Annotated in this window: 19 protein-coding genes; 5 read left to right on the top strand and 14 right to left on the bottom strand. The window is 46.7% G+C overall.

What is annotated here, in order from left to right; all coding sequences use genetic code 11:
* Positions 1-30 precede the first annotated feature (30 nt).
* Together sov and ruvA are read right to left on the bottom strand one after the other, a co-directional pair.
* Complete coding sequence (gene sov, locus ACMXI2_RS01420) at positions 31-7302, bottom strand: T9SS outer membrane translocon Sov/SprA (RefSeq protein ID WP_483779953.1); 7272 nt, start codon at positions 7300-7302, stop codon at positions 31-33.
* A 35-nt stretch (positions 7303-7337) separates the two neighbouring features.
* Positions 7338-7925: a Holliday junction branch migration protein RuvA gene (gene ruvA, locus ACMXI2_RS01415; RefSeq protein WP_483779952.1), complete on the bottom strand. Its 588-nt coding sequence runs from the start codon at positions 7923-7925 to the stop codon at positions 7338-7340.
* Positions 7926-8115: 190 nt separating this feature from the next.
* Between ruvA and ACMXI2_RS01410 the strand changes: the two genes are divergently transcribed.
* The gene (locus ACMXI2_RS01410) at positions 8116-9126 is read left to right on the top strand and encodes a beta-ketoacyl-ACP synthase III (RefSeq protein WP_483779951.1); all 1011 of its coding nucleotides are present in this window, start codon (positions 8116-8118) and stop codon (positions 9124-9126) included.
* A 50-nt stretch (positions 9127-9176) separates the two neighbouring features.
* On the opposite strand, the gene ACMXI2_RS01405 is transcribed toward ACMXI2_RS01410, so the two are convergent.
* The 4 genes from ACMXI2_RS01405 to ACMXI2_RS01390 form a co-directional block, all read right to left on the bottom strand.
* Positions 9177-11117: a sensor histidine kinase gene (locus ACMXI2_RS01405; RefSeq protein WP_483779950.1), complete on the bottom strand. Its 1941-nt coding sequence runs from the start codon at positions 11115-11117 to the stop codon at positions 9177-9179.
* Entirely contained in the window at positions 11114-13036 is a 1923-nt protein-coding gene (locus ACMXI2_RS01400; RefSeq protein WP_483779949.1) for a sensor histidine kinase, read from the bottom strand. Before ACMXI2_RS01400 ends, ACMXI2_RS01405 begins: the two co-directional genes overlap by 4 nt.
* A 74-nt stretch (positions 13037-13110) precedes the next feature.
* Positions 13111-13806 (bottom strand): NUDIX hydrolase, encoded by a 696-nt coding sequence (locus ACMXI2_RS01395; protein WP_483779948.1) that lies wholly within the window; start codon positions 13804-13806, stop codon positions 13111-13113.
* A 48-nt stretch (positions 13807-13854) separates the two neighbouring features.
* Positions 13855-14346: a DinB family protein gene (locus ACMXI2_RS01390; RefSeq protein ID WP_483779947.1), complete on the bottom strand. Its 492-nt coding sequence runs from the start codon at positions 14344-14346 to the stop codon at positions 13855-13857.
* Between the two features lie 219 nt (positions 14347-14565).
* Between ACMXI2_RS01390 and ACMXI2_RS01385 the strand changes: the two genes are divergently transcribed.
* Entirely contained in the window at positions 14566-15033 is a 468-nt protein-coding gene (locus tag ACMXI2_RS01385) for an N-acetyltransferase family protein (protein ID WP_483779946.1), read from the top strand.
* A 72-nt stretch (positions 15034-15105) separates the two neighbouring features.
* A complete protein-coding gene (locus tag ACMXI2_RS01380; protein WP_483779945.1) occupies positions 15106-15960 on the top strand; it encodes a GNAT family N-acetyltransferase in 855 nt (284 codons plus the stop codon).
* Between the two features lie 334 nt (positions 15961-16294).
* Here the strand turns inward: ACMXI2_RS01380 and fabD are convergent, their stop codons facing one another.
* The 3 genes from fabD to ACMXI2_RS01365 form a co-directional block, all read right to left on the bottom strand.
* Positions 16295-17185 carry an ACP S-malonyltransferase gene (gene fabD, locus ACMXI2_RS01375; protein ID WP_483779944.1) on the bottom strand — a complete coding sequence of 297 codons (891 nt, stop codon included), beginning with the start codon at positions 17183-17185 and terminating at the stop codon, positions 16295-16297.
* Positions 17186-17306: 121 nt separating this feature from the next.
* Positions 17307-17894, bottom strand: a complete 588-nt coding sequence (folE, locus tag ACMXI2_RS01370; RefSeq protein WP_483779943.1) for a GTP cyclohydrolase I FolE — start codon at positions 17892-17894, stop codon at positions 17307-17309.
* Positions 17895-17939: 45 nt separating this feature from the next.
* Complete coding sequence (locus ACMXI2_RS01365) at positions 17940-18353, bottom strand: 6-pyruvoyl trahydropterin synthase family protein (RefSeq protein ID WP_483779942.1); 414 nt, start codon at positions 18351-18353, stop codon at positions 17940-17942.
* A gap of 114 nt (positions 18354-18467) precedes the next feature.
* On the opposite strand from ACMXI2_RS01365, the gene mqnB reads away from it, so the two are divergent.
* Together mqnB and ACMXI2_RS01355 are read left to right on the top strand one after the other, a co-directional pair.
* Complete coding sequence (gene mqnB, locus ACMXI2_RS01360; RefSeq protein WP_483779941.1) at positions 18468-19136, top strand: futalosine hydrolase; 669 nt, start codon at positions 18468-18470, stop codon at positions 19134-19136.
* Positions 19137-19162: 26 nt separating this feature from the next.
* Complete coding sequence (locus tag ACMXI2_RS01355; protein WP_483779940.1) at positions 19163-19960, top strand: 1,4-dihydroxy-6-naphtoate synthase; 798 nt, start codon at positions 19163-19165, stop codon at positions 19958-19960.
* A 152-nt stretch (positions 19961-20112) separates the two neighbouring features.
* Here the strand turns inward: ACMXI2_RS01355 and ACMXI2_RS01350 are convergent, their stop codons facing one another.
* The 5 genes from ACMXI2_RS01350 to ACMXI2_RS01330 all read right to left on the bottom strand — a co-directional run bounded on the left by ACMXI2_RS01350 (position 20113) and on the right by ACMXI2_RS01330 (position 24446).
* Positions 20113-21417, bottom strand: coding sequence for a cryptochrome/photolyase family protein (locus ACMXI2_RS01350; RefSeq protein WP_483779939.1), 1305 nt, complete (start codon positions 21415-21417; stop codon positions 20113-20115).
* Positions 21418-21432: 15 nt separating this feature from the next.
* Positions 21433-22272: an aminotransferase class IV gene (locus ACMXI2_RS01345; protein ID WP_483779938.1), complete on the bottom strand. Its 840-nt coding sequence runs from the start codon at positions 22270-22272 to the stop codon at positions 21433-21435.
* 278 nt (positions 22273-22550) lie between these two features.
* Positions 22551-23207, bottom strand: a complete 657-nt coding sequence (locus tag ACMXI2_RS01340) for a 3-oxoacid CoA-transferase subunit B (protein WP_483779937.1) — start codon at positions 23205-23207, stop codon at positions 22551-22553.
* A 36-nt stretch (positions 23208-23243) separates the two neighbouring features.
* A complete protein-coding gene (locus ACMXI2_RS01335; RefSeq protein WP_483779936.1) occupies positions 23244-23936 on the bottom strand; it encodes a CoA transferase subunit A in 693 nt (230 codons plus the stop codon).
* An 18-nt stretch (positions 23937-23954) separates the two neighbouring features.
* On the bottom strand, positions 23955-24446 hold the full coding sequence (locus ACMXI2_RS01330; protein ID WP_483779935.1) for a DUF4296 domain-containing protein: 492 nt from the start codon (positions 24444-24446) through the stop codon (positions 23955-23957).
* Positions 24447-24449: the final 3 nt, after the last annotated feature.

Raw genomic sequence — 24449 nt, 5'->3', positions numbered from 1 at the left:
AACTATAAATCCATTATATATTTTTATTGCCTACTGCGACAATACAAACCGGAAGGTAATACCGCCGCTGGTACTGGTTATCGGGTAAGCGGTGGAAATAACCGGTATAGTTTGTCGCCGGTCGTAGAAGAAGCGTAAGTTCAGGCGGTTATTCACCACGTAATCTATAGAAGGGGAAATTCCCACTACTTTCTGGCCGCTGGTAGGAATAGACAAATCGGCGTCCAGGCGGTTATTGGCCGTTTTATCATCCCGGAAGCTCAGATCCAGCCGGAAGTTCATATCATTTTGCAGTTTTTTGCCGCCGTTTCGGCTAAAGGAGAACGGCATTTGAACACCTCTCACCCTGTAGCCGGCCCCGATGATAATTTCGCTGGAGCGCACTTCCGTAAGCTGGTAATCGATGAGGCTCAAACTGAGGGAGCGGCTCTTTCTGAATTCCACCCTCGCATTCAAGCTGTTCACAAAAGTAAGATCTACTCCCAGTAACGGGGAGAACGACTCTGTAAGCGTGAGGTTAGGCACCAGGAAATAAGGGTAATAATTTCCGGATATGGTATCCCTGAACGCCGGGAACCCGGTGAGCCGTGGATCTTCAAAATACATGGAAGTATTATAGGAGTTCATGCTCAGCGTACCGGTGTAGGCGTGCCTGATGGTAAAATTGGTGAGGAAGGAACGGAATGGTTCCAGCTTGGTTAAACCGTTGTAGGTGAGACTCCAGTTTGGTTTCGGAATGTAATTGCTGAAAGGATTGCTCTTCACATTATCGTTGCCTTGTTTCAGCAACGACACCTTATCCGGATCTGCACCGGTGTATGCCGCCAGGAAGGCTGGTATCAGCACGTCCTGCGCATACCGTGTATAACCATAGGCATACGTAGGATCTTTAGGATCAGTGGCAGGTACGCCCGGATCTTTATTGTATGGATTGGCGGCGCCCAGTCGTTTTGAAATAGCGTTACGGTACGATTCAAAATTGCGGAAGGTTTGCGAAATACCATCCGAGGTATTGATTTTACCGAACATTGTTTTGATAGCGATGTAGGTAATTTCAAAGCCACCGGCATCATATGGGCTCAGGTGCTGGAAGTCTGTTGGATCTGTTAGATTTTTGAACAGTTCCGTATGTGTTTTGGTAAACGACTTCGTCATGGTCAGATCAATACGCAGATCGTTAATCGGTTCCAGCTGGGCCTGTAAGTCCCATCTTTGTGTAAACTGTTGTTGCGCCTGGATATTAAACATGGTATCCGGCGTAATGAGTCCTTTCTCTGCAAATTTGTCGAGCCATTTCCGGTCGGGCTGGTAACCAAATACGAAGTTCAGGCCCGGCGCCATAGTGGCCCAGTTCATACCAATAATTTTGGTACTGTCGATATAACCTGGTAAACGGGTACCGGCGTTTTCGTTGTAGTTAAACCCGATCCGTTTCAGCATCATCAGTGGTTTCAGCAGTCCTTTCACCCACGGTGAAATTTCATCAGAAGAAGCTGTCTGGTTCTGATTGGACTGTTGGTTGCCGTTGTTTTTGTTGTTGTTATTATTATTCTGATTGTTGTTATTCTGTGGTTTCCTGGCATTTACCTCCCGGAGGAATTTCGACTTGTTATAGAGTTCCGTGAATTTGAATTCTGCCGTCAGTGTTTTTTGCTGGGAGTTTTCAATCGCGTTACCGAGGTACAATGCCAACTGGGAAGCGCCTGTCCACCGGTATTCCGTGCTGTAACCGAAGGCGATGTTGGTCCAGCTGAGTGCAGGGAACTTCGCCGTAGGCAACGTATACGTGAAGTTAGCGTTGTGCATATAGTTGGTATTACGCCCACCTTTGAAGAAGTTACTGCGCACGGTATCTTTCTTCTCCGAGGTATTGATACGTCCGTTGGGTTCATCGATACGTGCGTTATTTACCGCGTTGAATTCAAAGTTGATACTACGGGTAAGATCCCATTTAACAGTGTAGTACCGGTCGAACGTAAAGTATTTATTATAGGTTTCCGGGAGCTTGTATTTCACGTCGCCACCTACATTGCGTACGCGGGTAACGCCAAACTGCCTGGAAATATCTGCCCTGAAGCTCAGGATAGAAGGTACATAGTTGATATTGAAATCACGTATCAGGTCGAGCCAATGTGTTTTACTCTTAATCAGTTTCTTAAACGGCTCCAGGTAATGCGGCTGGCCGGCATAATTATATCCCAGGCCTCCTCTATGTTTAGTGAGTACGTCATTTTCGATGAGGGGGTTATGCCGCATGATCTGGGAGAAGGAATAGCTGATATCAAAGTTTTCCACATCCCACAGGTGTCGTTTTCCGCCGCCGCCCAGGTTGAGTTTCCGGACGTTGGTGAAGTTGAGACTTTTGATAGAAGTAAAGTCCTGTGCATCACGGCGGATGGAATCTTTCTCCCGCCTGCTTCTGGCCAGGGCAATTTTATCTTTCAGTTTTATATCCAGGTCGTAAGGATCATATTCCGGATTGCTGGCCGACTGTGAGTAACCGGCATACACAGGGATAGAGATACCGGCTTTCTTTGGCAGCAGTTTACCCAGATCGAGGTTGGCTGCGGCGTCGTATTGCAGGAAGTTATCCCTGAAGCGTTCATTTACACGCTGATCAATATTTCCGAAGCCGGCGGTGTGCATGTTACCGGAAATGGAGATCGATCCCAGATCGGAGAGCTGTACATCTACCCTGGCCAATGCGGCGTATCCGCCTTTTTCATCAAAATCGGTGAGACGCAGTTCATCCAGCCATACTTCCGCGCAGCGGGGCTGGCCGTCGTCTTTTGGATTCTGAATACCGATCATCATGGTACGGGCATCTCCCAGGCTGGGGTTACCGATTACCGTCATAAAGTTTCCGTACTGATCGGCTACCGGGTTAGCCGGGTAAGGCAGCAACGGCGAACAGGAATCACACATGTTGCGTTGCTGTTTCAGGGTGCTGAGTTGCGACATCAGCAGGTCGAGATTATTACGTTCCGGCCATATGTCGAGCGCTGTTTTAGGACCGTTCCAATCCGTTACTTTCAACGGAATACGGTATTCATAATAGTTGCTTACAAAATCGCTGCCAATACGGATCACTGCCTGTACCTGTCCGTCTTTCAGGGCTGTGGCGGCGCCTACGGCTTCCGCGTGGATATACATCTGCAGTTTTTTGTACTGGCGCAGATCCATATTCAGTGTTTTGTACAGTGCGCGTATTTCGCCATCCTGCAGGTTACACAGCTGAACAGACAATGATTGTTCATTCAGTTGCAGGGTGGTATTGTTGGTGCTGATGGTATTTTGACGTACCACTCCCGGAGGTAACACATATGGTATTGGTGTACGGGAAGAGTTTTCTTCAATATTTACAGCAGAAGAATTAAAGGTGGTGGTATTATCCAGCGGAATAGGATCCCCTGGACGCAGTTCGTACATATAACGGCGCCATTGGTTGCGTACCAGTTCCAGTTTACCAAAACGCACTACGATAGAATCGTTGAAGTTGGTGAGGAACATACGCATGAATCGAATAGATTTAAAATCCGGTATGCTGCCTATTTTAGCGTTGTACTGGTTCAACGGTACCTTAAACTGGTACCAGGTTTCCGTTGTTTTCTGGTTATTGGGTAATGTTACATCTGCCTCTATCTTATCCACAATAAAGTTGGAACCTACCGCCATATTCGGCTTCAGATCTACCCTATACTGGAAGTATTCCTCTGTTTCATTCATAGTATTATCCCTGTTCAGATCTTCCGATTCAGGAATATTGGTAGCGGCGGATGAGAACTGTGATTTAGGGTCAGACACCGGGGAGTTGCCTTCCGGGTTACTGTAGTTTTTATACCGCTGCAGGATGGTAAGACCATTATATACCGGATCGCGGTAATGCTTGTAATCATCGTTGGCCGGGTCCTGTACAGCATGGTTATATACCGGGCTGCCGCCAAAATTTTGTCGCAGCGTATCCATGTATCCTTTGAAGAAGGCGCCTTCATCCTGCGATTTCAAGCCGTCGTAACCCACATCCTGGTAGTTACGGATATTAGGATCGTTATCAAAAGCCTGGGTAATCTGCTGCTGGAACTTAGGTACACGGCCCCATTTGGAAGAATCAATCTTATTCGGATCCTGGCGGGGGTCGGGCATTCCGTTTTCAAAGAATTTCTTAGAGTCTTTGAGGATATCTTCCGATACGTTACCGAGGTTGAAATACAGGGAACCGCCGGTGCTGTTAGGCTGTTTGATAAAGGGGTCCTGGATCCAGAATTCGATGTATTCTATATTGGCTGTTTCGAAATCACTGTTGTCAATGGCTCTCATAATACCGCCCCATTTCCCCTGTGGCCGTGCCAGGTGACCATTGTTGTCCATCGCAATGGGGGTATTGGTAAAGTTATAAGGGCCTCTTTCTGTCGGATAGTAGGCCAGATCGAGTGTGCTTAACTGGCTTTGCCCGAAGTCGGTAGACCTGTTTTTGAACACTTCTTTCTGGTATACCAGCCTTACCCGTGGGTCCGACTGATCATCTACAGAAATACCTGCCGGCAGGTTGGGGGATTTTGGTAACTGGAGGGTAGGTTCGATGATATACCAGGACAGTTTTGCCCTGTTTTTTCCGTAATCCAGTATATTATTCAATTCTGCTTCCGGGAACATCACCCTGCCGTTGGCATCTGTTGCGCCTTTTGGCGTAGACGCGAGCGCCCAGCTGGTAGCGGGGAACTTCAGATCGTAACCGCTTTTCACCCCTTCGAAGTCGTCGATATAGGCAGTACCGCTTTTGCTGCCGGGTTCATTTACCAGTTTACTGTGACCCGGGAATAAGCGGGCTACCTCCCCGGTGAACAGGATGCTGGAAGGAGAAGTACTGTTATAGTTAGGTAGTTTATCCAGGAAACGGTTAAGCCCTTTCCATTCGGAGGCGTAGTTTGCATCCAGACCTACCATTGTATTTTTAATGGGATCTTCCCCATAGTTCACCTTTTGGTAATAGGGTCTTTCGCTCATACGCACCACTGTACCACCAATGCTTAACTTATCATTTACGAGATAATCCAGGCGGGTACCAAAATAGTTCCGGACCTGTTGCCCGAACAGGGAGTTATTTTCAAACTGCACGTTGATAGGTACGCCGGAGTTGAGTACGCCTCCGTTGATAATTTTCAGACGGCCGAGGTTATAATCAATGATATAGTCCACATTTTCACGGAGCTGCTGGCCTCCGGCGGTTACTACCACTGATCCGGGAGGGATGGTGGTACCGGAGCCGAGGTTGATTTCAGAGCTGCTGGCCGATTTATAGGAACCCCTGATCACATACCGGTTTAGCTGCGGGAACTGTTGGGCTACTACTTTGATGGAGTCATATAATACGTTGTAGAGATATTGTTTTTCCAGGGTGGCATCGCCGTTGAAGGCTTTTTTCAGTCCGTCGGCAAATGGTTCCAGTACCGGGAACATGATTTTACCCGACAGGGAATTGATCGTATAGCCTTCCACGTAATCGAACACGCCATCCGGCTGTGGATCCAGCTGGTTGTTGAGGCGGTCGAGGCTAAGAATGGTAATGATGGGTGCGCCGGCGTAGTCGCCTTTTGCATCGGGGATATATCGTTTATCGCTGGGTGGACGGCCTTCAGCGCCGGGATCTTTATAGTATACATCCATGCGGAAGTCTTCCTTATTTACCTGGAAGGCGCCGGTGGCGTAAATATTTTTCATCATCAGGTCCCATACCGGAAGTGTGGGACGGGCCGAAGTAGCTTTAAGCAATTTGAGGAACAGAACGGGCTGGTTGGCGCTGTTGTTCTGGTCCGGGGGTACATCCTGTGAAAACTCACCCACCTGGTATACCCTTCCGTTGTAGGTATACTGATAGGCTACGGCCAGTACTTCATCCGGTTGTAACTGTTGATTAAGGGAGATGAAGCCCAGTTGCCTGTTATAGATGTATTCGGTGGAATCAAGTTTACGGGCAAATGTTTTTTCAAATTCTGATACCGGCTGCAGGCCGATATTAAGCAGGCGGCTCACTACTGTTCCGGTGTTACGGCTGCCCGGATCGCTGATCAGTTTTGAATAGAGGTCGTTGGTCCCCCTGTCCGGCAGCTTGGAGCTGGTAAGTACCGTGATATCATCCTTATTATAGGGTTCCTGTTCTGCCAGATCCATCAAACCAACGATATCGCGGGTTTGGGTGGTGGCGCCGGTTTTATTGGTTACCCATACTTCCAGCCTGGTGATATTTACCAGTGACTTGATCACCGGCAGGTTAGACATGGCGCTGTTGAAATTATTGCGGAAGTACTGTGCCAGCAGGAAGTGGCGGTTATCTTCGTATTCGTCGGCCCTCAGGTTATAGTCCTGTACCTGGGTACCGCCTTTGAGCATGAGGTTTTGTTTCTGCGACTTCTGATTGGAGAGTACACTGGTAACGGTTAAGCGGCCGAACTGCAGCTGGGTTTTCACCCCGAAAAGCGACTGGATACCGGATATAAGGGTACTGCGCAGGGGAAAGCTTACGTTACCGGCTTCAATTTTTTTGATAATTTCATCGTTGTAGCCGGTGTACTCCAGTTTTACCTGGTTTTCAAAATCGAACTGCGACTGGGTATTATAGTTAGTGATGAGTTTCAGTTTATCCCCGATCTTACCTACTACGTTCATGTTGATGCCCATATCAAAGTTGAACCCGCCGTTCTTCCTGGCTTGTTCTACCAGCACGGGGTTTTTGATATTCTGGCCCTGGTATCCGAAAGTGAGATCCAGGCTACCCTGGGGGCGGATATCCACTTTGCTGCCACCAAAGATACGGTCGAACAGGTTATTGCCATTATACAGAACGGGGCCATTGGCGCGTTGGTTCAGGTTACCGAGTGCGCTGGCTCTTTTCTGCCAGTAGTCCTGTTCACTTTGTTTGGATTGCAGTTTATAGAACTCGTCGAAGTTCATGTAGGTAGGGTTACGGTAATACTGGTTACCGATTTTTTCGGTAACGGTGTATTGTTTGGTAACCGGATCATATTCTACAGATTTGTTGATATTGGAAGGGTCCTTGAGATCAATAGCATTCCCTGACCCCTGATCCGTAATTTTGGGGCCACGTCTGTCTTGAAGGGGGTATTTCAAGGTATCTTTTTTCCCGGTAGTATCGATTTTGGTTTGAGGAGTAATGGTGGTATCCGGTTTCCATCTACTTCTCGATAATTTCAAATTCCCAGAACGATCCCTAGCGGCAGTGTCAACAATGATAAAGGATACAATTGCTATCACCACAAAAGCACCATAGTATGTCTTTCTTGCCAAGAAAAATAGGTTTTATAGAGGATTTTATTTATTTCTTATAGTGTTTTCAGAGCCTTCTTTATCAGTTCTTCCAAATTTTGCAACAGCGGCTCGTTTTTCATGACTTTCTGGATAGATGATTCTGCCATATTCCGGGCTATCCCCAGAGTTATCAGAGCATTTAACGCATCTTCGTGGATTGTATTGTTCGCACTGGCAGATAAATGTATGCCTGTATCCTTATGCTTCGTCAACTTATCTTTTAGCTCCAGAATTATTCTTTTGGCTGTTTTCGCACCGATTCCCTTCACGCTTTCGAGCATTTTTTCGTTTTCCATCATGATAGCCCGTTGTACATCTTCTGGTTGCAAAGAGGACAACATCATGCGCGCGGTACTCGCGCCTACCCCTGAAACACTGATCAGCAGGAGAAAAAGGCTTCTTTCTGCTTCTTCAAAAAAACCATATAAAGTGTGTGCGTCTTCCTTAATCTGGAGGAAGGTTAACAGTTTGCAGCTTTCCATATTCTGTATCCGGGAATATGTATTGAGGCTGATCTGTACTTCATAACCGATTCCATTCACATCCATATGAACAAGAGCAGGCGACTTATATGCTAATTTACCATTCAGATAAGCAATCATACGAGGTAAAGGTTCAGTAAATTAATTAAACTTTCGGAAATTGATTAATAATGTGTTCGGGAAAACCGGGGCAAAGATGCTAACTTTTAACGGATTGACAATCCTTAATATTTGTCATATGCGACTTTTTTAGGAAATATACGTTTATATCGTATTTTTACGCCTCGTTTTAAACACATATTTAGTTTATATGAATAAAATAACGGCCGCTATTACAGCGGTGGGTGGGTATGTTCCCGATTACGTGCTAACCAACCAGGAATTAGAAAAATTAGTAGATACAACGAACGACTGGATATTAACCCGGACGGGCATTTCGGAGAGAAGGATATTGAAGGGAGAAGGGAAAGGCACTTCTGATTTATGTGTTCCTGTAGCACTGGAAATCTGCAAAAAGAGAGGAATTTCTCCGGAAGAAATTGATCTGTTGATTGTAGCCACCGTAACCCCGGACATGACTTTCCCGGCTACCGCCAACGTGGTAACCGACAAAATCGGCGCTAAAAACGCTTTTGGCTTTGATATCAGCGCTGCCTGCTCCGGCTTTTTATTCGCCCTGGAAACCGGCGCAAGGTTCATTGAAAGTGGCCGTTACGCCAAAGTGATGATCATCGGGGCCGATAAAATGAGTTCTATCATTGATTATACCGACAGAACCACCTGTATCATTTTTGGAGATGGCGCCGGTGGCGTATTGCTGGAACCTAATACGGAAGGCTTCGGGTTAATGGACAGCATCCTGAAAAGTGATGGTCATGGCCGCGAATACCTCCACATGAAAGCCGGCGGCTCCGTAAAACCTGCCACTATTGAAACCGTAAATAACCGCGAACACTACGTATACCAGGAAGGTAAAATGGTGTTTAAATATGCCGTTTCCAATATGGCGGAAGCAGCGAAGAATGTAATGGAACGCAATAACCTCACCGCAAACGATATTGCATGGCTGGTACCTCACCAGGCGAACAAACGTATTATGGCGGCTACTTCCCAATACATTAACGTACCGGACGAAAAAGTAATGATGAATATTCACCGCTATGGCAACACCACTGCGGGTACTATTCCTTTATGCCTGTGGGACTACGAAAAGTATCTCAAAAAAGGCGACAACATAATGATGGCTGCCTTTGGCGGCGGATTCACCTGGGGCGCCAACTACATCAAATGGGCGTACGACGGGGATAAATACGGCAAATAAATATACGCCCGATATTACAACGGATAACAGCAGCGGATCATTCGCAGCTGTTATCCGTTTGTGTTTTCAGCCCCTTCCAGCACCGCGGTAAACACCAGGTATCTCCCGTCACTGGTTGTTGCCTGTATGGTACCTTTCATCTTATCCATAAAATCCCGGGTAATAGCGTAGCTAAGGGCATTCATGTCGTGCTGCCAGGTAGACGACAGGCGCCGTAAAATATCATCTGTAGCCGGGCCGGCATCGGCAATGATGCGGGTGTATACGGTGCCTTCGTTGTTCCAGGCCGACAGGATCAGCAGGCTGCCCCGCTGTGCGTACTGTATGGAGAGGCGCGTCAGGTGCAACTGCGCTACACGAAGCATTTCCGGATCGGCCATTACCTCACATCCCTCCGGCAACAGGTTCACCACCACCAATGCTTTCTCCTTCACGTCAGGCGCCGTTTGCTTTAAAACCTGCCGGAATATATCATTCAGCAGGCAGCGCGTTCCCTGGTAGGTAAATCCAGGCAACTGCATGCGGATCCACTTTAAAATATTATCAAACACACAGAGCGTGTTACCGGATACTAAGGCAATTTCCCGGACCAAAGCAGCCATAGCAGCCTGACTGGCAGCCTGATTCCGCAACTTCAGCGCCACCTCCGAAATATGATGCAGCGGTGCGCGGAAGTCGTTGGCAATAAGCGTAATCAGCTTATTCTTAAACTCATCATTTGCCCGCAACGCCACATTTTTAAGCGACACATTCGCATAACTGTCTGAAATAGCCTGTTCCTGCTCCTGCCAGGTGATATATTGCCGGTACCGGCTGTAAAGCAGGATGAACAGCAGGATCACAATGATAAATAGCCCCGCTGTTATAAACTGGCTGTGTTTTCTCCGGAGCTGCACCTGTTCCAGCTCCAGCTGCTGCTGCTGGTTGCTGCGGGACAACTGTTGCAGGGATTGTTCCTTTAAAAAGAAGGCGATATAATTAATAGGGTCCTTCCCCTGCTGATAACGGCGCTGCGCGGCTAGCCGCATTATTTCCCGGCTGTAATAACCTGTTTTGGCAACCTGGTGATGCTGCTGGTAGTAGTCGTATAACCCCGCCAGTACGGGCAGGTTCAACTCAATACACCCGGCCTTTTTTGCCAGCTGGTAAGACAGTTCCCTGTACCGGGTAGAATCTGTATGATAACCCAGCCGGCCAAAATCTTCCAGCCGGTTATAAATATCCATCGCTACATAGGGCAGGCCCCTGTTCAATGCAGCCGCTGCCAGTTCGTTGATCCTGGCCTCTGCCTCCTTACCATGCCCTTGTATTACCAGCGTATCTGCTGCGTAGGCATCCATGTATAGCGGCAACCGGCTGTGCGGATACTTTTCACTGATATGCGCGGCAGTTAGTAACGCCCATTGTACGGAGTCCTTACGGGTGCTGTCTTTATAAAAGCGCATCGCATAATTTACCAGCAGGATACTGTAGATAGAATCCTGCGATGCGGGGAGCCTGGCGGCCATATAAAAGGCTTCATAGAAATAGTTATTGGCATCTGCCGGTCGTCCCATATTGCGGTAATAGAGATACAGGTTACTCAGCGTTTTAGCGATGCGGGCGCTGTCTGATGCCGCTTTGTGCAGCTGCAGCGCTTTGTAGCCGTAGATGCCGGCAATATTAAAATCTGTTCTCAGGGCGTAGCAGAAACTCATTACATCAAAGGCGTCTGCCATGCCCTTTTTATACTGCCATCTTTCCGCTATTTCATGTTCCCTGATAGCATAGGTAAAGCTGCTGTCGAGGTTAATCATCATATACAGTGCACCTAGTTTTCCCAGGGTATTGATATATGCGATACTATCGTGAGAAGCGGACAATTCATGCAGCAGTTCCGGCAGCTGCGGACTTTGGGCAGCAATACGCTGTACAGCGCATAACAAGGCGAGCGCCAGCAACGTAGCGGATAAGATGCGTTGATAATATGAATAATTGATGCGGCGCGTCATGCTTTTTCCGATGATTCCGGCAGCTGGTAATAAAAGGTGCTGCCTTCCTCGTAATTGTTTTCCGCCTTTATGTTTCCGTTCATTTTATCTATAAAGTCTTTGCAGATGATGAGCGCCAGTCCTGCGCCTTTCCCTGCACGATCCTGTTCACTGGTACTGCTGTTCCAGTTAAAGAGATGTGGCAGTACGGCGTCGTCGATGCCGGAACCTTCATCGGTAAAAGAAACCGTAAGCCAGTTGTTTTTACGTGTAGCCTTTATCGTTATTACGCCATAATCCGGTGAAAACTTAACCGCGTTATGTAAGAAATTCCGGTGGATAAACTGCAGCATTTCATAATCTGCCAGCACGGTAGTTCCTGCCGGGATGTCTATCGATAAGCGAATGTCTTTACCGGCAAGCAAATGCTGCAGGTTGCCGGCTGTGGCGCTGATCATTTCTTCCAGCAGGAATATTCCGGGATGATATACGAAGCCTGATAGCTGGGTACGGATCCATCTCAATATTTCTTCAAAAATAACCAGGGTATCGGAAGCAGTATGTTCCACTTCCACAATCATGCTGGCAGCATCGGTAACGGTGAGTGCCTTTTCATCAATAAACCCGGTAATATTAACGATGTTATACAGGGGCGTTCTGAAATCATGCGCAATCATCGAAATCAGTTTATTTTTAAAGTCGTCGTTATCCTGGAGGGCTTTGTTACCAATGCGGATCTCTTCCTGCAGGGTGGCCATGCTGGCGGCATTTTTCCGGGAAAGGCGGTGGGCGCGCACAAAGTAAGTGAGAAGGATAATGAGCAGGATGGCGATGGCCGCTATGATCAGCAGCTGATAATACCAGAAGTGATTCGTGGCTTTATTAAAGGCCAGTTGCTCCTTTTGAGAGTGGTGTTGCTGCTGGAGGGAATCCAGCCATTCATCGCCAAAGGCATAGGAGAGGTAATCTGCTTCGCCGGCCTGCATGTCTTCCTGTTGCTGCTGCATCACGCCGAGTGCGAGACGGCTGTATCCGGAGGCTTTGCGGGTATCGCCCGATTGCAGGTACGTGTTATATAACCCGGTGATCACGGGCAGCATTAACCCGGTATATCCACCGGCCACTGCATAGTTCACCGATTTACGCTGATACAGCAACGAATCTTCCTTTCTTCGCCAGATGCAGTAGCCTGTCAGCTGCATGCAGGCGTACATGGCAATGTAGTTAAGCCCCGTGCTGTCGGCCGCTGCCATTATACCTTTCAGCGTTTCTTCTGCTTTCTTTATTTCGCCGGCCCTCATCTGTTCATGCGCGGCAAATAACCTGGTGTATAAAATGCCCGGTTCATCATGATACCTGTAAGTGAGGTGGAGAGCCTGTTGCAGTCCTTTTTGTGCAACAGGCAATGCAGCAGAGTCCGATTCATTAATGAGGTAATAGCTCACCAGCACCCAGGCCCGCAGCGAGTCAAGCCGCGCATCCCATGCTACTTTCAACGCCCTGTTGATATAGTTCTGCGCTTCCGTATGTTTTTGCTGGTACTGGTAGAAGGTGCCAATATTCATCAGCGATACCGCAACGCCTGCAGAATCGCCGGCAGCGCGGCAGGCAGCCAATGCTTTGTCATAAAAAAGGAAGGAAAGATACCCGTGTGGTCTCAGGGCATAATACCGGCCCATGCCCCGCAATGCGTCGCGTTGTCCTTTGCTGTAATGAATACGCTCCGACAGCTCACCGGCGTGCCTGGCGTATACACCGCTGCTGTCCAGCTGCCGCGGCAGATACAGCGATGATAACCTGTTCAACGCATCTGCATAGTCAGCACTGTCCGTTAACCGTGGCAACGCATTCTTAATTGCTATAAGATCATTATGCTGGGCGCATAATGTCTGCGAAATAAAAAACAGGGCGCAAAGGCCCATACGGTGTAAACATGACATAAATGGGAATCAACGGCCTGTAAAATAATTTTATTTACAGTGCCTGCTTTCATCCATTTTGTTCATTTTATCACCTAGATTTCAAATACCAATCCCTTGCGTTTCAGGGCCTCGTATTTCTCAGGATCGAAGCGATACAGGTGCGCGCCTTTCTTGGAAGAAGTTTTGTCTTTTTCTTCCAGTTTTTCCATTACATCCAGCGACAGGATCTTTTTGCGGAAATTACGTTTGTCGAGGGTTTTCTGGTAGATCTCTTCGTAGAGGCTCCGGAGTTGTGAGAGGGTGAATTTCTCCGGCAGCAGTTCAAAGCCGATGGGGTGAAACTGCGCATTGTTGCGGAGTGCGGCCAATGCGTCTTCAATCATCTTTGTATGATCGAAGATCAGTGCTGGAATTTCGTGGAGTTCCAGCCAGTGTGCGCCGTGTTCGCGGGCCAGTGGCTTATCATGATCTTTAATACGGATCAGGGCATAATACGCCACTGATATTACCCTGGCGCCGGTATCACGACCTACATTACCATAGCAATGCAGCTGGTTCATGTAAATATCGTCCAGCCCGGTGGTATGCTCCAGCACGCGGGCTGCCGCTTCATCGGTACTTTCATCTTCCTGCACAAAACCGCCTACCAGCGACCATTCGCCGGCCATAGGGGCAACTTTCCGTTGCATGATCAATAATTTCAGGCGGCCTTCATCAAAACCGAAGATGATACAATCTACTGCCACCAGGTGTTTCGGGGCCTTTGCATAAAAAGAAGCAGCATTCATATAGGAATTTTAAAGGGCGGAAAATCTATCAAAAATAATAAAACCAACCTATTTTTTTGGCTTAAAACGACTGTATTCCGTGGCCGGTATCTTATTCACTCCCAACATCTCTAACATATATACCAGCTGTCCACGGTAAAAGGTACTACTGTTGCACACCTCCATGATCACATCCTGTACCGCTATTTTATAGTGTTCACTCTTTTTAAGCGTGTAGGCAACCGTGTGATTCAGCTTCACCTGGCTGGCCTTTTGGACCCATTCCTCCAGTTGTACCGACTGTGTAAGCCAGGCCGCGCAAGCTGCCGCAAAGTTACCGCTGAAACCCGCCGTAGGATCTGTTGTTTTTTCCGTGAGCTGTAAACGCTGGTACCACAAACTTTCCGTGTACCACAGGTGATAAACGGTAGCGCGCAACGTGGAAAAGCCTCCTCCCAGCTCCCGGTCCAGCTGTTCATCCGTTAATTTTAGTAACCCCTTTGCCAGCTGCTGGTTAGCCCAGCAATTGTAAGCAGTATAATGCACAAGCATATTTTTCATGTAAGAAGAGATTAATGCTATTTCCACCCCAAACAATCTACAAATTACAATATTGTTTGTCATTTTAACATACTGGTATTTATGGTTGCCACTACACAGGCATCTGTGTACCGGAATGGTTAGCGGTGGCGGGCTTCGCAATTTTAATTAATTTGCAGCCTCCGGCCGGAGGCTGTGTGTATAAACAACCGGCCGGGTATTTGATTAATATATACAGATATGGAAGATATAACGTTAAGGGTTGCACGAAAAGAAGACAGTACCCGGTTGATGGAACTGATACGTGAACTGGCGGCATATGAAAAAGCTCCGGAAGAGGTAACGGTGAGCCTGGAACATTTTGAAGCAGCCGGATTTGGCCCCAACCCGGTGTGGAAGGCATTTGTAGCCTCCACTATGATTAACGGACAGGAAGTGATCCACGGATTTGCGCTGTATTACACCCGTTACTCTACCTGGAAAGGTTGCCGGATGTACCTGGAAGATATTATCGTTACAGAGAAATGGCGGGGCAAAGGCATCGGCAAATTGTTATTCGACCAGCTGATTATTGAAGCAAAGGAAAAGCAGTTCAGTGGCATCGTTTTCCAGGTGCTGGAATGGAACACACCGGCCATCAGCTTCTACCAAAAATATACAGATAAATTTGATCCGGAATGGATCAACGTCAGCATAGAACTGCCATAATTTTTCCGCTCATAAAATTCCGGAACGGTATGTCATCAATCCTCATTAATATTGATGACATACCATTCCACTATGATTTTTATCCACGACTTCCGGACACTTCACAACGTATCCACACCCGACCTCTGCGACACTTTCAACGCAGCTTTCAGCGATTATATAGTACCCCTGCACCTCACGCCCTCTATACTGGAACAAAAAATGCAGGGTGAAAACCTGCTGCGGGATTACTCTATCGGCGCATTTGCCGGTAATGCACTTGGCGGCTTCATTTTACATGCAGCAGATAACAAAGCACATCCAACCGTATTATACAACGGAGGCACCGGTATTATTCCCGAATACCGCGGCCAGCACCTGGTACAAAAAATGTATGATCAGTTTATTCCTGCGTACCAGTTGCAGGGTATCCGTAAAATAATCCTGGAGGTAATCAGCACCAATCTTCCTGCCATCAAAGCATATACGAATACAGGGTTTCATAAAACCCGCACCATTCATTCTTTCAAAGGCAATATAAAAACGCATAAAAACCCGGCAGGCATCTCCATAAAAGAAAATACAACACCCAACTGGCCCCTGCTGGCTACGTTTATGGATATGATCCCCACCTGGTCCAACAGTGTGAGCAGCATACAGCGGGAAGCCCCGTTTACGGTTACGTGGGAAGCTACCGTCGACGGGCAAACGGCAGGTTTTATCAGTGTACATAAAGATACCCGGAGGATCAGGAATATAGCCGTACACCCGGAGTTCCGCAGAAAAGGCGTAGGCAGCGCTTTATTGCAATACGCATCCGATCAGTTCATGGGCGCGGCAGTGAGCATTATTAATATTGATGAACATTTTCCGGAGATAGACCAATTCCTGCAACACGCAGGATTGATGCATTACCTGTCGCAATACGAGATGGAGATTGTATTATAAAGTAAAAAATCAGGGAAGATAAAAGCGCATATTCCGCTGCTATCTTCCCTGATCCAAAATTTTGTTTTTTTGCCTGATTACGTTTATCTTTATAAAACGCCTAAAGCATTGATATCCAGTTTGTTTCTCTGATGCAACCCCGCTAAAGAATCTCCTGGAACCCCCTATAGCGCATTGATACACAATAGGTTACCGATCAAGTCCACATCACCTCCACGTCAAGTCCGTATCAACTCCACATCAAAGGCATGTGTTAAGTATGTGCTAAGTATGCGCAGTGTATGTGCAAAGCATAATCAGTGTAATCAGCAGGAAAGACAAAATCCGCTGCATTTTAGTTGATGCCGTTTACCACTGTTTCTTTGTTGATTTTCTGGATCAGTCCCTGCAATACTTTACCGGGGCCTACTTCCGTGAATTCTTTACCGCCATCGGCCACCATTGCCTGAACGGACTGTGTCCATCTGACAGCGCCTGTTAACTGATCGATCAGGTTTTGTTTGATCTGTACAGGATCCGTTACTGCTACGGCTACCACGTTCTGGTACACGGGGCAGGAAGGGGTATTGAAGGTAGTGGTGTTGATGGCTGCCTGTAATTCTTCTTTGGCGGAAGCCATTAAAGGAGAGTGGAAAGCGCCTCCTACCGGCAGGATCAGCGCTCTTTTTGCGCCGGCCGCCTTCATTCTTTCACAGGCAATTTCCACGCCTTTGAGGGTACCGGAAATTACCAGCTGACCCGGGCAGTTATAATTGGCAGGTACTACTATTTCGCCTGTTTCGGCGGTAACAGCCGCACATATTTCTTCTACTTTGGCATCATCCAGGGCCAGTACAGCGGCCATTGTGGAAGGTTGCAACTCACAGGCTTTCTGCATGGCATTGGCGCGGATAGCCACCAGTTTCAGGGCAGCTTCAAACGACAATACGCCATTGGCTACAAGGGCAGAAAATTCTCCCAGGGAATGTCCTGCTACCATTTCAGGCTGCGAATGCTCCGTGCAGAGGAAGGCAATCACCGCATGCAGGAATACAGCAGGTTGTGTAACGTTGGTTTGCTTCAGGTCTTCCTCTGTTCCGTTGAACATGATATCAGAAATACGGAAGCCTAAGATGTCGTTTGCCTGTTCAAAAAGTTCTTTTGCTTTTGCGTTGGTGTCGTACAGATTTTTGCCCATACCCGGAAACTGGGAACCTTGTCCGGGAAATACGTAAGCATGCTTCATGTGGATATAAATTAATATTTTTTCAAATATAAATAAGAATTACGGGTTTACAGGTAGCTGATAAATATAAGTTACTATTATCATCTACCCATAAATCCGTAATCCGTAATATAAAATCTTTTTACTTGGCAATCAGTTTCAGGAATTCGGCCCTGGTGGTGCCATGCCCGAACTGGCCGCTGAAAGCGGAAGTGGTGGTAAGGGAGTTTTGTTTTTGTACGCCGCGCATCATCATACACAGGTGTTGTGCTTCAATTACTACTGCAACGCCCTGCGGCTGCAGGGTTTCCTGGATGGCATCCAGGATCTGGTGTGTTAAACGCTCCTGTACCTGTAAGCGGCGGGCGTATACGTCTACCACCCTGGCTATTTTGCTCAGGCCGGTGATATATCCGTTGGGAATATAAGCTACGTGGGCCTTTCCGAAGAATGGCAGCATATGATGTTCACACATAGAGTATAATTCTATGTCCTTTACAATCACCATTTCACTATATGCTTCTGTAAATTTCGCTCCTTCCAGTATTTCGCGTGCGTCCTGCTGATACCCCTGTGTAAGAAACTGCATAGCTTTGGCTACCCGTTCAGGTGTTTTCTCCAGTCCTTCCCGTTCAGGGTCTTCTCCCAGCAGGTGCAGGCATTCTTTATAGTTTTCTACAAGACCGGACGTGATCTTTTCATCGTAACTTTCGTTCTTATTATACGCCATTCTTATATGATTTAACAAATTTCAAAGGTCGGTAATATATAGGCATTACTTGCCACCATAATACTCTACGTATATGCGTGGAGTTTCATACAACTTGATACAGTGCAGTTGCACCTCTGCAGGCAGGTGCCTGGCCAGCTGATCCCAGATAGCGATAGATAAATTTTCAGCGGAAGTGAATTTATCTTTCATGAAATCAACATCCATATTCAGGTTCCGGTGATCGATCTTTTCTATCACCGCATCCCGGATAATTACTCCTAAAGTCTTGGCATTAAATACAAAACCCGTTTCGGGATCAGGATTACCTTTTATAGTGACGTGCAGTTCGTAATTATGACCATGCCAGTTTTCGTTGGCGCATTTACCAAAAACTTCCTCGTTCTTTTCTTTGCTCCAGCCCGGGTTAGATAACTTATGCGCTGCATTGAAGTTCTCTACTCGCGTTAAATAAATCATTATTGCAAAAAATTTTTGCAAAAATACCACTATTAAGTGAGTAGTGCCAATTTATCCTAATTCCTGTCAATTGTTTTACACGGGGAGCAATCATTTTTGCTGTATTTTTACGGGATGAAAATATTGGTGACCGCGGCTACCACGCTGGAAATACAGCCTTTTTTACAGTACCTGGACGGGCACATTCCGGCCCTTAAAGCCGCAAACTGCAATATAGACGTACTGATTGCCGGTATTGGCATGATGCACACCGCTTTCAGCCTCGGAAGGCACGTGGTGGTAAACCGGCCGGATATAGCCATACAGGCCGGTATTGGCGGCAGTTTCCGCCACAACTGGGAACTGGGACAGGTAGTGCTCATCAAACGTGAATACCTGGCCGACCTCGGAGCAGAAGATAATGATCAGTTTAAAGATTTATTTGATATACAGCTCTGGCAACCATCGCAGCCGCCATTCACCGGCAACAGCCTGGTGAACACCTTTGCCGGCCTGCCCGAAGTACCTCCCCTGACCACCGCTACCGGGGTAAGCGTAAACCTGGTAAGCGGCAGCGAACCCACCATCCAGAAGCTGGTGGCCAAGTACAACCCCGACATAGAAAGCATGGAGGGCGCCGCCTTCCATTATGCCTGCCTGCTGGAAGAAATACCGTTCCTTCAGCTGCGCAGTATCTCTAACTATGTGGAAATCAGGGATAAAAGCAAATGGAAGATTCCCCTGGCGGTAAAAACACTCAACGACGAACTGATAAAAACCGTGGAAACACTGGCCGGAATTTAACGACAGACTATAAAATTTTGATAGCTATGCATTTATCTTTAGGTTTTTCACCTTGCCCGAATGATACTTTCATTTTTGATGCACTGGTAAACAACAAAATAGACACAAAGGAATTCACCTTCGATACCCATCTCGAAGATGTGGAAACACTGAACAACTGGGCACTGCAAGGCAAACTGGCCATTACAAAGCTGAGTTTTGCGGTATACCTGAAGGTAAAAGACCAATATGAACTGCTCAACAGCGGCAGTGCGCTGGGGCGCGGCTGCGGCCCGTTGCTCATTGCAAAGAAAGATATTCCCCGTGAAGAGATAAAAAATCTGACCATCGCCATCCCCGGAGAAAACACCACTGCCAACCTGCTGTTCTCCATCGCTTTCCCGGAAGCCGCCAATAAAAAGGTGATGCTGTTTTCAGAAATTGAAAACGCAGTGCTGAACGGCGATGTGGATGCCGGCGTGATCATTCACGAAAACCGTTTCACTTACCAGCTCAAAGGCCTCGTAAAACTGATGGATATGGGCGAATACTGGGAACAAACCACCGGTAATCCTATTCCACTGGGAGGCATCTTTATCCGTAAAGATGTACCGGAAGCTACCCGCGCACAACTCGATTCCCTGATCCATAAAAGCCTGCAGAACAGCTACACCACTTACCCCCAGCTATCTGACTATGTGAAATCACACGCGCAGGAAATGGATGAATCCGTGATGCGCCAACATATTGACCTGTATGTAAATGATTTCAGTTTAGACCTGGGCAAGGAAGGAAAAGCCGCTGTGGTAGCGCTGATGGAAGCGGCAGAAAAAATCCGTCCGTAAAGCAGCCGATTTCCCGTTCTTCCGTTTTTACGAATGCCGGAGCTACAATGAAATAACAGATGAGGCACTGGATGTTAAGTTGAAAGAAGTGTTTAACCACTAAATACTGCAACCATAAAAAGCAGTGAAGCAAATCTTCACTGCTTTTTATGCTATTTTTTCAACGCTTTTCCATATACTTCCAATGCACGTTTACGCGCTTCCTCATGCGACACAATCGGTTTCACATATTCAAATCCTTCAAACTCCGGTACCCATTTACGGATATACTTCAGGTCTTTATCAAACTTCTGCGTTTGCAGCGCAGGATTAAATACCCGGAAATAAGGCGCAGCATCACACCCTGAACCTGCGGCCCATTGCCAGCCGCCATTATTTGCAGCAAGATCATAGTCCAATAGTTTAGCTGCAAAATAAGCTTCTCCCCAACGCCAATCGATCAACAAATGTTTGGCTAAAAAACTGGCAGTGATCATACGTACCCGGTTATGCATAAAACCGGTAGCGTTCAGCTCCCGCATACCAGCATCTACTATCGGGTAACCTGTTTGGCCTTTACACCATTTTTCAAATTCTTCTTCATTATTACGCCAAACTATTTTATCATATTCCTTCTTAAAAGAATTTCCTACCACATATGGAAAATGCCAGAGGATCATCTGGTAAAACTCCCGCCAGATCAATTCTTTTGCAAAGGTAGCATTGAGCCGCATGGCCTGCTGCATTAGTGCGCGAATGCTTACCGTACCAAAACGCAGATGGATCCCTGATTTTGAAGTACCATTTACGGCAGGAAAATCGCGGGTTTCATCGTAGTGTTTAACCAATGTTTCTTCCAGGTTCTTTGCGGGAAAATGCTCTTCGCCGGTTGCAAACCCCATATCTTTTAAGGAAGGAATTTTTACAGGTGGTTGTTTAAAGAGATGCCGATAATATTTTTTGCAGGGATAAGGTTTTAGATGAAAAAAGGTGAGGGTATCATACCATTTCCTGCTGTAAGGTGTAAATATCGTATATGGTTCACCGTTATCTTTCAGTACTTCATTTTTTTCCAGTATCACCTGGTCTTTGTAACTATAAAAGGAAATCCCGCGTTTGCTAAGTTGCTTTGCTATTGCAGCATCCCTGCTTTTCGCATAGGGTTCATAATCATGATTGGCGTATACATCAGCTACCTTGTATTTGCTGGTCCAGTGCGCGAAAGCGGCTTCCGGTGTACCATAAAAAATATCCATTGAGGAACCCAGCTGTTGCAGTTGCGTCTGCATTTCTTCCAGCGCCTCATGAATAAAGGTAAGCCTGCGATCCTGTTTATCTTCCAGGTCGTTGAGTATATGTGTATCAAAAACAAATACCGGCACTACCGGGTTACCGGCACGTAAAGCATAGTAGAAAGCGGCCTGGTCGTCCAGCCGCAGATCACGGCGGAACCAGCATAAACTGATTGTTTCTTCCATTTCAGCAGGTGATTTTTACAGCATGCTTTCATGTAATACCTCGTGTAAAATAGCAGCAGTAGCGTTACCATAGCTGCTGTCGCGGAAGAGGCCCACCCAACGGATACCATAGATGGCATTGGTTAAAAATATTTCATCCGCATTTTCGAGGTCTTCTATATTCAGTGGTTTTTCTTCTATTTTGAATGGTAGTTCTGTTTTCAGCAAATACTTGCGCATTACGCCACACACGCCGCCTTCAGACAGTGGCGGCGTATAAAGTACTTTATCCCGCACAATGAATACATTGGCAATGGTGCTATCGGCCACTCTTCCATAGGGGTTGAGTAAAATAGCTTCGTTTAGCCGGTGCTGCTTGGCATACATGGCTGCCATCACATAGGGCAGGCAGTTGTTTGATTTAATAGCGGATAATTTATCACAGCTTTTTTTTACATCCGGGAAGATGTCTGTTACCAGTCCGTTATCATTTAACTCCAGTACCGTTCTGCTTAATTCCCAGCATTGGATAATGTAGTTCGGTAAGTTATTGATTGGATCATACAAACCGCCATCCGAGCGGAAGATAGCCAGACGTACACGGGCCATCTGGGATATGTTATTCTTACTGCAGAGTTCCAGTATCTGCTTAACAAAATATGCTTTGGTAAAATGCGTGGGGATATCAAAGTGCAGCAGGTGTAAACTGGCAAGCATTCGTTCAAAGTGCAGGTCAGCCAGCAATACTTGTCCCTGGTATACTTTCAGGGTTTCAAAAAAGCCATCCCCGTATCTGAAAGATCGATTATCTGCCGTAAAAATCGGGTCGGCCGCAGGAATATATTTACCGTTATAACAAAGAAATCCAACTTGCACCTCGAACTATTTTAGCAAATTGAAAGGTAGCAATTATTTAGGGATTTTTAAGTTTAGAGATTTAGACATTTTGTTTCAGTGATGTATGTATTCCAAAAACAAAATATCTAAATCTCTATAAAGGCTAAGTATTATTTATGCCGTTGCAATCCTCCAAAAAGGCAGCTGTATGTTTGCATTTACGTAAAACGCATGATGGATATGATAGTCGCCATCCAGTTGCAAGGTGGTAGTTGGCAGGCTCACCGAGTAATCAGCATTGTTATTAAATGTTCCTGTTAAATTTTCATCTCCGGAATATCACCGTCAATGATCAGTTTTCCGGCAGTTTTAGAGCGGATCTCTTCTACAGTAATACCAGGCGCACGTTCGAGAAGCTTGAATCCTTCGGGAGTTACGTCCAGCACGGCGAGTTCCGTAACAATTTTCTTTACACAGTTAACGCCGGTAAGTGGTAATGTACATGCCGGCAGCAATTTACTTTCTCCTTTGGGATTGGTATGCATCATGGCCACAATGATGTTCCTTGCAGAAGCTACCAGGTCCATTGCGCCGCCCATGCCTTTCACCATTTTCCCGGGAATTTTCCAGTTGGCGATATCACCGGTATCGGATACTTCCATCGCGCCCAGTACAGTAAGGTCTACCTTACCGGCGCGGATCATACCAAAGCTTTCCGCTGAATCAAAGAAGCTGCCACCGGGCAGCAGGGTAACGGTTTCCTTTCCGGCATTGATCAGATCAGCATCAACATCATCCGCGGCAGGATACGGTCCCATACCGAGTATCCCGTTTTCGGACTGCAGCATAATAGAAATTCCGGCAGGGATATAATTGGATACCAGCGTAGGAATACCAATACCGAGGTTTACATACATACCGTCCTGCAGTTCCTGCGCAATTCTTTTGGCAATACCATATTTATCGAGAGGCATAAAATATCAGATTTGAAGTGTGGAGAATTGGATGAACTAGATCTTTACCGTTCTGCGTTCGATCCGTTTTTCATAGTTGCCGCCCCTGAAGATGCGGCGCACATAAATACCCGGCACATGTATCTGGTCGGGGTCCAGTTCTCCGGGTTGCACCAGTTCCTCTACTTCAGCAATGGTGATTTGTCCTGCCCGGGCCATTGAGGTACTGAAATTCCGGGTGGTTTTACGGAAAACGAGGTTTCCCAGCGTATCTCCTTTCCAGGCTTTTACGATAGCGTAATCGGCGTGCAGCGCCAGTTCCATCAGGTGAGGCTTGCCATCAAACACCCGCACTTCTTTCCCTTCAGCGATCTCTGTTCCATAACCGGCGGGCGTAAAAAAAGCAGGAATCCCCATGCCTGCCATCTGGATACGTGTGGCCAGTGTTCCCTGGGGAATGAGGTCTACCTCCAGTTCTCCGGCCAGCAGTTGTCTTTCAAATTCTGCATTTTCACCTACGTAGGAAGACATCATTTTTCTGATCTGCCTGGTTTTCAGCAACAGGCCAAGACCAAAATCATCTACGCCTGCATTATTGGAAATACAGGTAAGATCTTTCACTCCTTTTTTTACCAGGGCGGTAATACAATTTTCCGGAATTCCACACAAACCAAACCCTCCCAGCATCAGTACCGCTCCGTCCCGGATATCTTGTATGGCTTCGTCGGCATTTGCTACTACTTTGTTCATGTTTTGGTGTTTTATAGATTAGGGCTGCCGCTTGATAAAAGGCCGGATTGTATCGGTCTTCGGCAGCAATAGCACGCTGTCTGCATAAGGGAAAATGCTTTTCATACGAAACCGGAGCGGCGCATTTTCATCAATCGGATTGGGCAACCGCTGTTTCCTCGAAGCAATATCTGTTTGTACCATTTGAAAAACTTCCTTCAGCCTGTTGGGATGACTTTCATAATACCGGTAGCTTTCCATAAATTCTTTAACGCTTACTTTATGCAGGTCCAGTATCTGTTTGTAATAGATCTTTACTTTTTCCTGTCTGAGGGAATCAAAATTGGGTGTATAAGTAACCTGCATTTGTTGTTCATTGCTGTAGGCATCTGCAATAGACATATCTACCAGGATACCTGTCATACGTTCCTTTGAAATATATTTACGCGGCACCTGATCACTGTTGGCACAGGCGATCAAAAATACCGCTAACAAAGCCAGGGAGGCGTATTTCATCATCATATTCATCATAGC

The sequence above is a fragment of the Chitinophaga sp. G7 BAM 1005 genome (assembly GCF_057126945.1).
Note: the sequence above shows the minus strand (reverse complement) of the source record. Positions and strands in the feature narration are given on the sequence as shown.

What these genes read in the sequence shown, in the direction of transcription:
- ruvA (WP_483779952.1), bottom strand. Translation starts at nt 7,925, where the DNA reads ATGATTGCTTATCTGAATGGTAAATTAGCATATAAGTCGCCTGCTCTT.
- ACMXI2_RS01410 (WP_483779951.1), top strand. Translation starts at nt 8,116, where the DNA reads ATGAATAAAATAACGGCCGCTATTACAGCGGTGGGTGGGTATGTTCCC.
- ACMXI2_RS01405 (WP_483779950.1), bottom strand. Translation starts at nt 11,117, where the DNA reads ATGACGCGCCGCATCAATTATTCATATTATCAACGCATCTTATCCGCT.
- ACMXI2_RS01400 (WP_483779949.1), bottom strand. Translation starts at nt 13,036, where the DNA reads ATGTCATGTTTACACCGTATGGGCCTTTGCGCCCTGTTTTTTATTTCG.
- ACMXI2_RS01395 (WP_483779948.1), bottom strand. Translation starts at nt 13,806, where the DNA reads ATGAATGCTGCTTCTTTTTATGCAAAGGCCCCGAAACACCTGGTGGCA.
- ACMXI2_RS01390 (WP_483779947.1), bottom strand. Translation starts at nt 14,346, where the DNA reads ATGAAAAATATGCTTGTGCATTATACTGCTTACAATTGCTGGGCTAAC.
- ACMXI2_RS01385 (WP_483779946.1), top strand. Translation starts at nt 14,566, where the DNA reads ATGGAAGATATAACGTTAAGGGTTGCACGAAAAGAAGACAGTACCCGG.
- ACMXI2_RS01380 (WP_483779945.1), top strand. Translation starts at nt 15,106, where the DNA reads ATGATTTTTATCCACGACTTCCGGACACTTCACAACGTATCCACACCC.
- fabD (WP_483779944.1), bottom strand. Translation starts at nt 17,185, where the DNA reads ATGAAGCATGCTTACGTATTTCCCGGACAAGGTTCCCAGTTTCCGGGT.
- folE (WP_483779943.1), bottom strand. Translation starts at nt 17,894, where the DNA reads ATGGCGTATAATAAGAACGAAAGTTACGATGAAAAGATCACGTCCGGT.
- ACMXI2_RS01365 (WP_483779942.1), bottom strand. Translation starts at nt 18,353, where the DNA reads ATGATTTATTTAACGCGAGTAGAGAACTTCAATGCAGCGCATAAGTTA.
- mqnB (WP_483779941.1), top strand. Translation starts at nt 18,468, where the DNA reads ATGAAAATATTGGTGACCGCGGCTACCACGCTGGAAATACAGCCTTTT.
- ACMXI2_RS01355 (WP_483779940.1), top strand. Translation starts at nt 19,163, where the DNA reads ATGCATTTATCTTTAGGTTTTTCACCTTGCCCGAATGATACTTTCATT.
- ACMXI2_RS01350 (WP_483779939.1), bottom strand. Translation starts at nt 21,417, where the DNA reads ATGGAAGAAACAATCAGTTTATGCTGGTTCCGCCGTGATCTGCGGCTG.
- ACMXI2_RS01340 (WP_483779937.1), bottom strand. Translation starts at nt 23,207, where the DNA reads ATGCCTCTCGATAAATATGGTATTGCCAAAAGAATTGCGCAGGAACTG.
- ACMXI2_RS01335 (WP_483779936.1), bottom strand. Translation starts at nt 23,936, where the DNA reads ATGAACAAAGTAGTAGCAAATGCCGACGAAGCCATACAAGATATCCGG.
- ACMXI2_RS01330 (WP_483779935.1), bottom strand. Translation starts at nt 24,446, where the DNA reads ATGATGAATATGATGATGAAATACGCCTCCCTGGCTTTGTTAGCGGTA.